This window comes from Ralstonia sp. SA306, assembly GCF_054792405.1.
In genome coordinates, this window is record NZ_CP096452.1 from 889811 (window position 1) to 902561 (window position 12751).

The 12751-nt window shown below is 62.5% G+C and carries 12 protein-coding genes; 11 read left to right on the plus strand and 1 reads right to left on the minus strand.

The annotated features are described in order from the left end of the window. The first annotated feature begins 18 nt into the window (after window positions 1–18). Genes M1D44_RS20590 through M1D44_RS20605 form a run of 4 tightly spaced genes read left to right on the plus strand, consistent with a single transcriptional unit; the run spans window position 19 to window position 2335 of the window. Window positions 19–672, plus strand: coding sequence for a BON domain-containing protein (locus M1D44_RS20590; RefSeq protein WP_024978944.1), 654 nt, complete (start codon window positions 19–21; stop codon window positions 670–672). Between the two features lie 45 nt (window positions 673–717). After that, window positions 718–1248, plus strand: a complete 531-nt coding sequence (locus M1D44_RS20595) for a flavodoxin family protein (RefSeq protein ID WP_024978943.1) — start codon at window positions 718–720, stop codon at window positions 1246–1248. 46 nt (window positions 1249–1294) lie between these two features. After that, a complete protein-coding gene (locus M1D44_RS20600; protein ID WP_112187788.1) occupies window positions 1295–1657 on the plus strand; it encodes a TraR/DksA family transcriptional regulator in 363 nt (120 codons plus the stop codon). Window positions 1658–1687: 30 nt separating this feature from the next. Continuing rightward, window positions 1688–2335 (plus strand): BON domain-containing protein, encoded by a 648-nt coding sequence (locus M1D44_RS20605; RefSeq protein WP_024978941.1) that lies wholly within the window; start codon window positions 1688–1690, stop codon window positions 2333–2335. Window positions 2336–2420: 85 nt separating this feature from the next. Here M1D44_RS20605 and M1D44_RS20610 read toward each other — a convergent pair whose 3' ends face one another. Further along, on the minus strand, window positions 2421–3221 hold the full coding sequence (locus M1D44_RS20610) for a helix-turn-helix domain-containing protein (protein ID WP_024978940.1): 801 nt from the start codon (window positions 3219–3221) through the stop codon (window positions 2421–2423). Window positions 3222–3516: 295 nt separating this feature from the next. On the opposite strand from M1D44_RS20610, the gene M1D44_RS20615 reads away from it, so the two are divergent. From M1D44_RS20615 to mgtA, 7 genes are all read left to right on the plus strand, one after another. After that, window positions 3517–4863 (plus strand): PAS domain-containing sensor histidine kinase, encoded by a 1347-nt coding sequence (locus tag M1D44_RS20615; protein WP_024978939.1) that lies wholly within the window; start codon window positions 3517–3519, stop codon window positions 4861–4863. Further along, complete coding sequence (locus tag M1D44_RS20620) at window positions 4860–5507, plus strand: response regulator (RefSeq protein WP_024978938.1); 648 nt, start codon at window positions 4860–4862, stop codon at window positions 5505–5507. The genes M1D44_RS20615 and M1D44_RS20620 overlap by 4 nt, the downstream gene beginning before the upstream one ends. 144 nt (window positions 5508–5651) lie before the next feature. After that, entirely contained in the window at window positions 5652–6788 is a 1137-nt protein-coding gene (locus tag M1D44_RS20625; protein WP_316683034.1) for an ABC transporter permease, read from the plus strand. Between the two features lie 2 nt (window positions 6789–6790). After that, window positions 6791–7489 carry an ABC transporter ATP-binding protein gene (locus tag M1D44_RS20630; RefSeq protein WP_428984237.1) on the plus strand — a complete coding sequence of 233 codons (699 nt, stop codon included), beginning with the start codon at window positions 6791–6793 and terminating at the stop codon, window positions 7487–7489. Further along, window positions 7486–8571: an HlyD family secretion protein gene (locus M1D44_RS20635; RefSeq protein ID WP_024978935.1), complete on the plus strand. Its 1086-nt coding sequence runs from the start codon at window positions 7486–7488 to the stop codon at window positions 8569–8571. The genes M1D44_RS20630 and M1D44_RS20635 overlap by 4 nt, the downstream gene beginning before the upstream one ends. After that, a complete protein-coding gene (locus M1D44_RS20640; protein ID WP_316852302.1) occupies window positions 8568–10058 on the plus strand; it encodes an efflux transporter outer membrane subunit in 1491 nt (496 codons plus the stop codon). Before M1D44_RS20635 ends, M1D44_RS20640 begins: the two co-directional genes overlap by 4 nt. Before the next feature lie 73 nt (window positions 10059–10131). After that, window positions 10132–12738, plus strand: coding sequence for a magnesium-translocating P-type ATPase (gene mgtA, locus M1D44_RS20645; RefSeq protein WP_316852303.1), 2607 nt, complete (start codon window positions 10132–10134; stop codon window positions 12736–12738). The last annotated feature ends 13 nt before the right edge of the window (window positions 12739–12751 follow it).

Below are 12751 nucleotides of genomic sequence, written 5' to 3' on the forward strand. Positions count from 1 at the left end.
GAACCAGAGAAGGTCGCCATGAAAAACGATATCCAGCTTAAGCACGATGTCGAAGAAGAACTGCAATGGGACCCGGCGGTGGATGCCAGTCGCTTTGCAGTGCAGGCCAAGGACGGCGTCGTCACGCTCTCCGGCGGCGTCGACACGTTCGCTGACAAGCATGCCGCGGAAGAGGCGATCCGGCGCGTTGCCGGTGTGACCGCCCTTGTCATCCACGTGGATGTGCGGATGCCGCCGGATATGGAACGCCCGGATGACGAGATTGCGCAGGCAATCAGCAGTGCGTTGCATTGGAATGCATCGGTGCCGTCCGGTGCAGTACAGATCACCGTCGAAGACGGGGCCGTGACGCTGCGCGGTGAAGTCGACCAGGACTTCCAGCGCCGTGCGGCGCTAGACACGGTGCGCAGAGTCCACGGCGTGAAGTCCGTGGCCAATGCGCTGACATTGCGCCCTGCCTCCGGCCCGGCGGATCTGAGTGATCGCATTGCGAGGGCGCTGCAACGCCTGGCGGTGGTCGACGCCTCGCGCCTCAGTGTTTCCGTGGCGGACGGGACGGTGACCTTGTATGGGCCGCTGCGCAACCTCAACGAGTGCCGTGCGGCTCGCGAAGCCGCATGGGACGCGCCGGGGGTGCGTGCCGTTGTCGATCAGATGTGGGTTGTTTCCTAGAGGCAATTGCCCGTTCCACTGCTTTCGAAATCCCTGGAGTACGAGATGGAAAAGAAGCTGATCGTGTACTACTCGCGCACCGGCACGGCACGTCAGGTGGCCGAACAGATGGCTGCGCAAAGCGGATGGCAGCTTGCCGAGGTGACGGACGAGCATCCGCGTGCCGGCTTCTTGGGAGATGCGCGCTGTGTTATCGAAACGGTATTCCATGCGCGCGCCAAGTATCGCTATGAAGGTCCGTCCCTTGATGAAGTCGAACACGTCATCGTGATCGCACCCATCTGGATGGGCCACCTGGCTTCGCCCATGCGGGACTTCCTGGCTGACCAATTGCCCGGGTCCACGCACCTGTCCGTGATTTGCGTCATGGCGGCGCGCGGGGCATTCCGTGCGGTCGAAGAAATCATGCGGATCACCGCCACCATTCCCGCGCCGGTGCTGGCGCTGTTCCAGCGCGACGTGCTCAGCGGGTTATCGCAGGAGGAGATGGCGGGCTTTATCGATCAGGTGAAGGCGGCCGGCCGGTGGGAGCAATCGAGGCAGCGTCCGGCCTGGCTCTCGCCAACGGAAGCGTGAAGCCGAACACACGGTGCGACGCTGAATCAACAGAAGGAGACTCGGCATGACCCGCTTTACCGAGGCGCAATGGAAACGGCTGAGGAGCTTGCTCGACGAACAGGAAGCACGCGTGCAGCGCCAACTATCGGCGCTGGGCGCATCCGTTGTGCCGATGCCCCGTGAAGCGCCGTTCGAGAACGCGGATCTTGCCGATGAAGAGGCGGGGGACCAAACGAACGACGTCATGCTTGTGCGTTACCGAAGGGAGCTTGAGCAACTGAATGCTGCACGCGAGCGTATGCAGCAGCACAGCTACGGCATCTGCGTCGATTGTGGCGAAGCGATTCCGTTTCTACGCCTGCAAGCCCAGCCGACAGCCATGCGCTGTCTGTCTTGCCAAACGGCGCGTGAACGCCACTGGGCATAGCCAGGCGACTCTATCTAGCAGGAGCGAGGTATGAAAAGCGATCTGGGTATCAAGCAGGACGTCAACGACGAACTGGTTTGGGAACCTGCGGTGGATGCCGCGGCGATTGGTGTGGAAGTGGAAAACGGCGTGGTGACACTGACCGGCCACGTGCACAGCTACATGGAGAAGCTCGCTGCAGAGCATGCGGCCGAGCGTGTTGCTGGTGTGCGTGGAGTCGTGCAGAAAATCGAAGTCCGTCTGCCGGGAGCACACACGGACGCCGACGTTGCCCAAGCGGCCCGTGCCGCGCTGGAATGGCAGGTCAGCCTACCGTCCAACCGCATTGAGGTGCTGGTCGAAAATGGCTGGGTGACGCTCTCGGGTGAGGTGGACTGGCCATATCAGAGCGAACAGGCGGCGCATGCGGTGGGATCGTTGCGCGGTGTCGCTGGGCTGATCAACCGGCTGCGGATCAAAGCGCGTGTGGCGCCGGCCAATGTTGCCGAGCAGATTGGTGCGGCGCTCAAGCGGCATGCCGCGCGCGAGGCCGACCACATCCGCGTCTCTGTTCAGGGCGGGACGGTTACGCTCAGCGGCCACATCGGTTCCGCAGCGGAGCGGCGCGCGGCCAAGGGGGCGGCATGGTCCGCACCTGGCGTGACGGAAGTCATCGATCATCTCCAGATCGCGCCGTAAGGTTGGAAATATGCAGGAAAGAAAACACGCCGCCCCGCCAGAAAAAGCGGGGCGGCATGTTTTTTTTGAGGGGCAGGCAGAGCGATCAAAGCTCCATCAGGGCGGCCTTGTCGGTCAGCTCGATGTTCTTGCCGCTCACCACGATCCAGCCTTCGCGCTGGAACCTCGACAGCGCTCGGCTGACAGTCTCAAGCTGCATGCCAAGGTAGCTGCCGATTTCTTCGCGGGTCATGCGCAGCGTGAAGCTCAAAGCGGAGTATCCGCGGTCCTGCATGCGCGTGGAGAGATTCAGCAGGAAGGTGGCAACACGCGCTTCCGCGCTTAGCCCGGCGAGCAGCAGCATGAGGCCCGACTCGCGCACGATCTCTTCGGCCATCAGTTGGTGAAGGCGATGTTGCAGTGGGCGGATGTCCTGGCACAGGTCCTCAACGCAATGGAAAGGCATGGAGCAGACCGTGCTGTCTTCCAGGGCAATCGCATCACAGGTGTGGCGATCGGCGGCAATGCCGTCGAGCCCAAGCGTTTCGCCCGACAGTTGGAATCCGGTGACGTGATTTGCGCCGTTGGGGTGCGATACCACGGTTTTGAACGATCCCGACCGGATGGAATACAGCGCGTGGAAGATGTCGCCCGCGCGGAAGAGTGCTTCGCCCTTGGCGATCTTGCGCCAGGTGTGCACCATCTGGTCCAGCTGTTCGCGTTGCGCGGATGGTACAGCGCTCGCGATGCAGGCCCAGTGCATCATGCAATTGGCGCACTGGCTGCTGGGGATCAGTGGCGTTGTCTGGCGGACCTGTGTTGCGTCGCGCACGAGCCTGAGCTGAGGAAGTGAAGCAGGATGGCGGGTTTCGACGGGTGCAGGGGACTCTATCGTGCGCGGAATCATGGGGCGGCTCCGGAAGGCGTCTGTAGTGTTTGAACCACACATCCTCGGTGAGATGGTGGGTATCCGGTCACAGCGTTCCACCAGGGTCCGGTGTCCGTACGCTCAGTATCGGAGGTGCCGGGTTTGCACGAAATCAGGCAGTGCTGAGATGGTCGTCGGGATGTGCCATGCCGTTGTCAGGGTTCCCTGACAGCGGCGGCAGGGTTTTCCGGGGGGCGTCTCCTTCACACGGCTAGTATCTCCAGCCTTAGGAATGGGCTATGTTGATTGCATCCCGACCTTTTGATGGTGTCCGGTGGCGGAGAAAGACGCTCAATCCTCGAAGGCGACGCACAGGCGGCGGCTGCAGTTGCAATCCACCTCAGCCGAACTTGTGGTGGGTGGGCTGGCCATTTTGCTGCTGGCCGCGTCGGTTGCCCGGCTGGCATTTGCCCTCAACGCCGGGGACGCTCCCTTTGTTTTGCTAGCCTCGGCAAGTATTTCTGCCGTGATCGCACTGGTGTTCTATTGGCTGCGGCTACGGAAGTTGCGAGCCGCCGTCGCCCGCGATCTGTCGTACCTTGAAAAGAGCGAAGCCCGGTTGGCCGGCATCATCCGCTCGTCCATGGAAGCCATCATTTCAGTCGATGACAGCCAGCGCGTCGTGCTGTTCAATCCCATGGCCGAAACACTGTTCGGTTGTTCAGCTCGCCAGGCCATCGGTCGGCCACTGTCAGACTTTATTCCCGAGCGGTTTCGCGGCGCGCACGAAGCGCACGTAAGGCGCTTCGGGGTGACGGGCGTGTCGGAACGCCAGATGGGTAAGCAGCGCCCGCTGTTTGCCCTGCACACCGATGGGCGAGAGTTCCCGATCGAAGCGTCGATTTCGCAGATCGAGGTGAACGGAGGCAAGCTTTTCACGGTGATGCTGCGCGATACCACGGAGCGTGCCCGCGCGGAAGCGGCGCTGCGGCGCTCTCAGGAAGAGCTGCAGCATCTGTCGGACAGCGTTCTGGCAACGCGGGAAGAGGAGCGGCACCGCATCGCCCGTGAACTGCACGACGATCTGGGGCAACGCCTGAGTGCGCTCAAGATGGACATTTCGCTGCTGGCGGCGGATCTGCAGGCCGCACGGAGCGACAAGGCGCTGATCGACCAGACCCAGGCGATGCAACATGTGATTGACGAGACGATTGTTGCCGTGCGGCAGATCTCGGCGGATCTTCGGCCGCCGTTGCTCGACGAGCTGGGGCTTGTGCCTTCCATCGAGTGGATGGCCAAGAATTTTCGCCAACGCTTTGGCCTGGTCGTGACTGTGCATGCACAAGAACTGGCAATGAACGAGCGCGCAGCCATCTCGGTCTTTCGGATCGTGCAGGAGGCGCTCAACAATGTCGTGCGCCACGCCGATGCCACTCGCGTTGAGATCGAGTTCTCGCAGCAGGAGGACGTGCTGGAGTTGTCCATTCAAGACAATGGGCATGGCTGGAGTGGGGCGCCTCCGGCGGTGGGTGAACGCAAGCCGCTGGGGTTGCTTGGCATCCGCGAACGGGCCCGGTTACTGGGCGGGCAGGCAACGATCACGCACGTGCCTGGGGGCGGCTTTCGCTTGAGTGTGAGCTTTCCCGCCGTTCACGAAGCCATTGAGGAGGCACGGACATGATTCGCGTGATGATCGCCGACGATCATGCCGTGATGCGCGATGGCGTGCGTCATATCCTGGAGCGCGCGGGGGATTTTGAAGTCGCATGTGAAGCCTCTGACGGTACGCAGGTGGTGCAACTGGTGCGCGACCATCAACCGCAGGTGATCGTGCTCGATCTTTCGATGCCGGGGCGCAGCGGGCTGGAGCTGCTCCGCCAGCTGCACGATGATCACCCCAGGGTGCGCGTGCTGGTGCTGACCATGCATGCTGAAGAGCAGTATGTAGCGCGCGCCTTCCGTGCTGGGGCGGCCGGTTATCTGACGAAGGAAAGCGCCGCGACGGAACTGGTCAGTGCGCTGCAGAAAGTGGCGAGCGGCGGCACCTATGTCAGTCCGCCCATGGCGGAGAAGCTCGCCCACAGCCTGGGCGAGCCCAGTGATGAGGCCGCCCACACGCGCCTGTCCGACCGTGAAATGGAGGTCTATCGCCGGCTGGTGCGCGGCGAGCCCTTGACCGAAATCGCCACAAGCCTGTGTGTGAGCGCCAAGACCATCAGCACCTACAAGATGCGGTTGATGGACAAGCTGCAGCTCTCTAGCGAAGCTGCCCTTGTGCGTTACGCAATACGTCATCGCTTGTTCTCCGACGACGATACGCTGTAGCGCAATCCCCGCAGGACCCAGCGCGGTCTTGCGACACGTCAAAGGCCGCCGCGCCCGAATCGCTATCGTTGATGCACATGCATCGGCCGGTCGATATCACGCCCGGGGCGTATCCCTGTCTGCCATGCATGGCCTGGGGGCCATGTGCAAGCCATTCTCAAACTCGCCTACAAGCTGCTGGTCAATGACAAGGCCAAGTTGAGCGGTTTGCTGGTCGGCATTACGTTTGCGGTGTTTCTGATGATCGAGATGACGTCGCTGTTTGCGGGCGTGCTCAATCGGTCTTCGTCTGCCGTGTACAACATCGGCGCTCGCATGTGGGTCATGGATCCGGCTGTCAACACCGTGGCCAATTCCATCGGCATGCCGGATTACGTTCTTGATGCGGTACGCAGCATTCACGGCGTGAAATTTGCCGTACCGCTGTATTCAGGCGGCGCACTTGTGCGTCTGAACAGCGGAGCCTATCAGCCCGTGACCGTGGTCGGCATCGACGACACCAGCCTGTTCGGCCGCCCTCGCATGCTCAGTGGCCGTATCCAGGATCTGTACGGCGAGAACGCCTTCATCGTCATCCAGGACGCCGAGTTCGGGAAGCTCGAAAACCCACATATCGGCACGGAATTCGAAGTCAACGACCATCGAGGGGTGATCGTCGGCATTGGCGAGGTGGCAACAAGCGGATTGTTTGGCGTGCCCACCCTGTACACAACGTATCGCCGCGCTGTGCAATATCTGCCCGGTACGCGCTACACGATGTCATACATCCTGATTGAGCCCAAGACCGAGGCCGACATTGCAGCGATCGAACGTGCGGTAGACCGGCTAGGTTATCGCGCCGTGACCAAAGAAGAGTTCATCACCCGCATTTCTCGCTTCTATACCTTCCAGACCGGGCTTGGCACCAACATCCTGCTGATGACGGTGATCAGCTTTGTGGTGGGGTTGTCCATATCGGGGCAGACCTTCTACACCTTCATCCTGGAAAACCTGGAGCGCTTCGGCGCACTCAAGGCCATCGGGGCCAAGGGGCGCGAGCTGGTCACGATGATCGTCTTCCAGGCCACGTTCGTGGCGTTGGTTGGCTACGGGTTGGGCATCGGCCTATGTGCCGCGTCGATCGCGCTGGTGCGTCTTCGCATTCCCGACTATGCGGCCATGATCACGTTCACCAATCTGATGCTGGCGCTGGCCATGGTGGTGGTGATTGCCGGCATATCGGGCTACATCGGGGTGCGCAAGGTCCTGCGCATCGAGCCCTTCGACATCTTCCGGGGTTGATCGTGGCCAATGTTGCCATTGCCGCGCAGGCACTCGATAAATGGTTTGGCGAGGGCGAGGCGCGTACCCGTGCGCTCATGCAGGTCAGTTTCGAGGCCGAATTCAACGAGATGCTGTTCATCGTCGGGCCCTCGGGCAGTGGCAAGACCACACTGTTGAGCGTGATCTCCGGCATTCTGCGCCCCGACGGCGGCCGCGCGGTGGTGGATGGGGTCGACATCTGGAGCCTGGGTGCCGACGCACTGGCCGATTTCCGTCTGGGCAAGATTGGCTTCGTGTTCCAGGACTACCACTTGTTCCCGCGCCTCACCACGGTCGAGAACGTCGCCATCCCGCTGATCCTGCGGCACGTCGCGTGGGATACGGCACTCGAACAGGCCATGCACTACCTCGATGTGGTTGGGCTGAAGAACCGCGCGCAGTTGCCGCCGGTCAAGCTCAGCGGTGGAGAGCAGCAGCGCGTGGCCATTGCACGTGCCATCGTCACTCAGCCCGACATCCTGATCCTGGATGAACCCACCGCATCGCTGGATGGCGACACCGGCCGCTCCATCATGCAGTTCGTGAAGACGGAGATCCTGAATGCGCACCGCTGCATCGTGATCGTGACGCACGACGCGCGCATCCTCGACATGGCCAGCCGCATCCTCGACATGGAGGATGGCAAGCTGAGCCGCATTGAACACGGAGAGATGCGATGAAGATCCGATGGTTGTTTGTGCTCTCTGTGATCGGCGCGCTGGCAGGGTTGGGGGCGGCCATTTACTACGCACGGCAGAGGCCGCCGCTGCCGCCTGTCTTCCAACCGGCGGCGAATCCGTACGCGACGGGCATCTACGCCAACGGCATTGTCGAAAGCGATCAGCCCAGTGGTGCCAACCTGAACCTGTATGCCGAAGTGTCGGGCACCGTCGCCCGTATCGCCGTGCAGGAAGGGCAGGCAGTCAAGCGCGGCGATGTGCTGATCCAGATCGAGGATTCCGTGCAACGCGCGCTGACGGCACAGCAGCAGTCGCAAGCGGATGCCGTCGACGCCCAGTTGAACGCGCTGCTCGCCCAACCGCGCAAGGAAGCGCTGGAGGTCACCCGTGCGCAGGTGAGCGCCGCAGATGCCGGCTTGCGCACCGTGCAGGATCAGTTGGACAAGCTTGAAGCGGCCGCCCGGCTCAATCCCAAGGCAGTCAGTCGCGATGCAATGGACAACGCTGCCAACGCGGTACGGGTGGCGCACGGCAATCTTGCAGTTGCCCAGCGTCAGTACGACCTGACGCGCGCCGGCGCCTGGAGCTACGACATCCGCACGCTGCAAAAACAGCGCGACGCCTTGCAGAAGGGCGCGGCAGCGGCGGCGGCATTGCTCGAAAAATACGCCGTACGGGCACCGGTGGATGGTGTTGTCATGTCCGTGAACACGGCAATGGGCAGCTATGTATCGCCGCAGGGCACCTATGACGCCTACACACGGGCCAACGTGCCACTGGTCACGATGAGCACCGGTCAGAACAAGCTGGCCGTGCGTGTGTATGTGGACGAGATCCTGGTACACCGCCTTCCGCCCGGTGCAGTACAGGCACGCATGTTTGTGCGCGGCACCGATGTCAGCGTGCCGCTGGAATTTGTGCGCGTGCAGCCGTACGTGTCGCCCAAGGTGCAGTTGTCCGACCAGCGCTCCGAACGCGTGGATGTGCGCGTGCTGCCGTTGCTTTTCCGCTTCAAGCAGCCAGACAAGCTCGCCGTCTATCCCGGCCAACTGGTCGACGTCTATCTGCAGGGGGCGTCGTGAAAGCGGCGGCGGGGGCGCTAGCCGCAGCGGTTGTGGTCTGGGGCTGCGCGGTCGGGCCAGATTTCCACGCACCGCTGGCACCTGGCGTCGATCGCTATCTTCGTGACGGCGATCCTGCGCAGGCGGCCTCTGCAGACGGCGTTGCGCAACGCTTCACGGCGGCAGCAGTGCCTGCTGCAGACTGGTGGCGCGCCCTCGGCAGTCCCGCGCTTGATCAGGCCATGGAAGCGGCTGTTACGGCCAACCCGAGCCTGCAGCAGGCAGAAGCCAACCTGCGCGCCGCGCAAGACCTGTTGCGAGCTGGCGCGGGAGTGTTCTACCCGCAGGTGGCTGGATCAGCCGATGTGTCACGTCAGGCAGCGGTGCCCGCCAGGCTCGGGCAGACCGGCGCGCCAAGCCTTTTTACGCTGTGGACACTGGGGGCATCCATCAGTTACGCGGTCGATATCTTTGGCGGCAATCGGCGTGCGGTGGAATCACTGGCGGCGCAAGCGGAAGGGCAAAGGTACGCGGTTGCCGCCGCCTACCTTGCGCTGACCGGCAATCTGGTGAACGCCGTGATCGCGCATGCCGCCTATCAGGCGCAGATCGACACCACGCGCAGCCTGATTGCCGTGGTGCGCGAGCAAGTGGAGATTGCACACGCACAGGTCGAAGCCGGCGTCATGGCGCATGCCAGCGAGTTGAGCCTTGCTGCGCAATTGGCGTCGTTGGAAGCATCGCTGCCGACGCTGGAGCAGAAGCGTGACCAGGCTGCGCATCTGCAAGCGGTGTTGGCCGGCCGATTTCCTTCCGAGGCAGACGCCGTAGACGTTGCGCTCAACGGGCTGCAACTGCCGGCGGACCTGCCCAGGCTGGTGCCCTCTGAACTGGTGCGCCAGCGGCCCGACGTTCTGGCCGCACAGGCGCGCCTGCACCAAGCCAGCGCAGAGGTGGGTGTTGCAACGGCGGCGATGCTGCCAAGCCTGACCCTGAGCGCAGACTACGCCCGGATGAGCGGCCGTAGCGCCGATCTGTTCGGTGCGAAAGCCGGCGCCTGGAGCGTGGGGGCAAACCTTGTCGCCCCACTATTTGAAGGCGGTACCCTGTATTTCCGCCGTTCCGCATCCCGGCAGGCATTGCAGGCTGCCGATGCCGGCTATCGGCAGGTGGTGCTCGCTTCATTTGAGCAGGTGGCCGATGTGCTGCGTGCGCTTGAACACGATGCAGTGCAGCTTGACGCACAGTTGCGCGCGCAGGCGGCGGCAAGTGCCGCGCTGGAAGAGATCAACGCAGACTACCGTGCTGGTGTTGCTGGCTATCTGCAGGTGCTCAGTGCTGACCTGCAGTATCAGCAAGCCGTGCTCGGCACGCTGCAGGTGCGTGCACAGCGGCTGCAAGACACCGTGGCGCTGTTCCTTGCGCTGGGCGGCGGCTGGCGTGGCGCCGGCATTGAACCCCCGGTGGCGGGCACGCACGACAGCCGCCCAGGCAACGATGGCCGTTGAGTTGCGTCAAGGCCTGACGCGCGTCCTGCGCTCTAATGGTTTGCACATCCATGCGGTTTGCTCGCAATTTCCTATGCATATCACGTCCGTGCCGTTTCCGCATTCGCCCGCCGACGATCTCTCAATGTGGTCGGCGCTTGCCTCACAGGACGTGCTGGACCGGCTTCAGACCCAGACGCAGGGCCTGACGCAGGAAGCCGCTGCACAGCGCCTGCGCGAATACGGGTTCAACCGCGTGGCCAACGGCCATCACGAAGCTGTGCTGATTGAGTTGGTGCGCCGATCGGTCAATCCGCTGAATCTGCTGCTGATCTCGCTGGCGGGCGTCTCGGCGGTGTTGGGCGATGTACGGGCGGCCGTGCTGATTGCCGTCATGGTGGTGCTGAGTGTTGTGCTGGGCTTTCTGCAAGAGCACCGCTCGAACCGGGCGGCGGAGGCGCTGCGTCGCATGGTGCATACAACGGCAACGGTACGGCGCATCGGTTCCGATGGTGCCGAAGCGAGCCAGGAAATCCCGATCGAGCAACTGGTGCCAGGCGATATCGTTCAGCTTTCCGCCGGTGACATGATCCCGGCCGACTTGCGGTTGCTCAGTGCGAAGGATGTGTTCGTCAACCAGTCGGCACTGACTGGCGAAGCCATGCCACAGGAAAAGCACGCGCAGTCTTCCGACAGCCATCCTGCGGCGGATTTCGACCGGCCCAACCTGTGCTTCATGGGCAGCGCAGTGGTGAGCGGCTACGCCACGGCCGTTGTCTTGACCACCGGGCACCGCACCGCCTTTGGTCATGTGGCCAACCTGATTGCCGGGCAGCGCGTGCAGACCAGCTTTGATCGCGGCATTACCCGATTCACATGGCTGATGCTGACGCTGATCCTGGTGATGGCGCCCACGGTCTTTCTCATCAATGGATTGACCAAGGGCAACTGGTTTGAGGCGCTGTTGTTTGCGGTGGCGGTGGCCGTTGGCCTGACGCCCGAGATGTTGCCGATGATCGTCACGGTCAATCTGGCCAAGGGCGCCATCGCCATGTCGCGCAAAAAGGTCATCGTCAAGCGGCTCAACGCCATCCAGAATTTCGGCGCGATGGACGTGCTGTGCACCGACAAGACCGGCACGCTTACGCAAGACCGCATCATCCTCAAGCATCACCTCGACTTGCGCGGCGAAGAATCCGACCAGGTGCTGGAGTACGCATTTCTTAACAGCTTCTATCAGTCGGGCTTGAAGAACCTGCTGGACGTGGCCGTGCTCAAGCACGTGGAGCTGGAGCAGCGTCTGGATGTGCATGCGCGTTTCCAGAAAATCGATGAGCTGCCGTTTGACTTCGAGCGCCGGCGCATGTCGGTTGTGCTGGCGCAGGACGACGGCACGCACGTGCTGATCTGCAAGGGTGCGGTGGAAGAAGTGCTGGCCGTCAGCGCGCGTTATGTGAGCGGCGATGAGGCAGGCCCGCTGGAGGCAAGCCACCTCCAAGATACGCGGCAGTTGGCGGAGAACCTGAATGCGGACGGTTTCCGTGTCGTGGCTGTTGCGTACAAGGAGATGCCACCCGAGCAAAGCCAGTACGCCGTGGCAGACGAGTCAGGGTTGACGTTGCTGGGGTATATCGCCTTTCTCGACCCGCCGCGTGATACGGCCGCGCCTGCCATTGCCGCATTGAAGGCAAGCGGCGTGGCAGTCAAGATCCTGACCGGGGACAACGCCATTGTTGCGCGCAAGATCTGTCGCGAGGTCGGTCTGGCCGTGGAACCGGTTGTGCTTGGCACCGAGCTGGCTGCCATGTCACCTGACCAGATGGCCGACATGGCCGAACGCGCATCGGTGTTCGCCAAGGTGTCGCCCGCGCAGAAGGCGGCCATTGTCGAGGCACTGCACCGCAGAGGTCACGTCGTGGGCTTCATGGGTGACGGCATTAACGATGGGCCGGCGCTCAAAGCCGCGGATGTTGGCATCTCCGTGGATAGCGCGGTCGATATTGCCAAGGAGTCCGCCGACATCATCCTGCTGGAGAAAAGCCTGGCGGTGCTGGGCGAGGGCGTGACGGAAGGGCGCAAGGTGTTCGGCAACATCGTCAAGTACATCAAGATGGGCGCCAGCTCAAACTTCGGAAACATGTTCAGCGTGCTGGGCGCAAGCCTGTTTCTGCCCTTTCTGCCAATGGCACCAGTGCAGGTGCTGCTCAACAACCTGCTCTACGACTTCTCGCAAACCGCCATCCCGACCGACAACGTGGACGACGAGTACCTGGTCAAACCACGACGGTGGGAGATCGGCAGCATTCTGAAGTTCATGCTGTACATGGGGCCGGTCAGTTCGTTGTTTGATTTTGCGACCTACGCGCTGCTGCTGGGTGTCTTTCACGCGTGGGCGGATCCGGCGCTCTTCCAGTCCGGGTGGTTTGTTGAATCGCTGCTCACGCAAACGCTCATCATCCATATCATCCGCACAGGGAAGGTGCCGTTCGTGCAAAGCCGGGCGAGTACTGCACTGGTACTGACCAGCATCGCCATTGCCTGCGTGGGCGTCGCCATGCCGTTGACATCGGTCGGGGCGCTCTTCGGCTTTGTGCCGCTGCCGGCGGCGTACTGGCCCGGCCTGGCAGCGATCGTACTGACCTATGGGTTGTTTGCCTACGTGATGAAAGCCTGGTACGTGCGCAGATACGGTCTGGATTGAATCCGGGCGTGGC

Bases quoted from the DNA above. Each gene is read 5' to 3' on its own strand.
- M1D44_RS20590 (WP_024978944.1), top strand. From the start codon at position 19: ATGAAAAACGATATCCAGCTTAAGCACGATGTCGAAGAAGAACTGCAA.
- M1D44_RS20595 (WP_024978943.1), top strand. From the start codon at position 718: ATGGAAAAGAAGCTGATCGTGTACTACTCGCGCACCGGCACGGCACGT.
- M1D44_RS20600 (WP_112187788.1), top strand. From the start codon at position 1,295: ATGACCCGCTTTACCGAGGCGCAATGGAAACGGCTGAGGAGCTTGCTC.
- M1D44_RS20605 (WP_024978941.1), top strand. From the start codon at position 1,688: ATGAAAAGCGATCTGGGTATCAAGCAGGACGTCAACGACGAACTGGTT.
- M1D44_RS20610 (WP_024978940.1), bottom strand. From the start codon at position 3,221: ATGATTCCGCGCACGATAGAGTCCCCTGCACCCGTCGAAACCCGCCAT.
- M1D44_RS20620 (WP_024978938.1), top strand. From the start codon at position 4,860: ATGATTCGCGTGATGATCGCCGACGATCATGCCGTGATGCGCGATGGC.
- M1D44_RS20635 (WP_024978935.1), top strand. From the start codon at position 7,486: ATGAAGATCCGATGGTTGTTTGTGCTCTCTGTGATCGGCGCGCTGGCA.
- mgtA (WP_316852303.1), top strand. From the start codon at position 10,132: ATGCATATCACGTCCGTGCCGTTTCCGCATTCGCCCGCCGACGATCTC.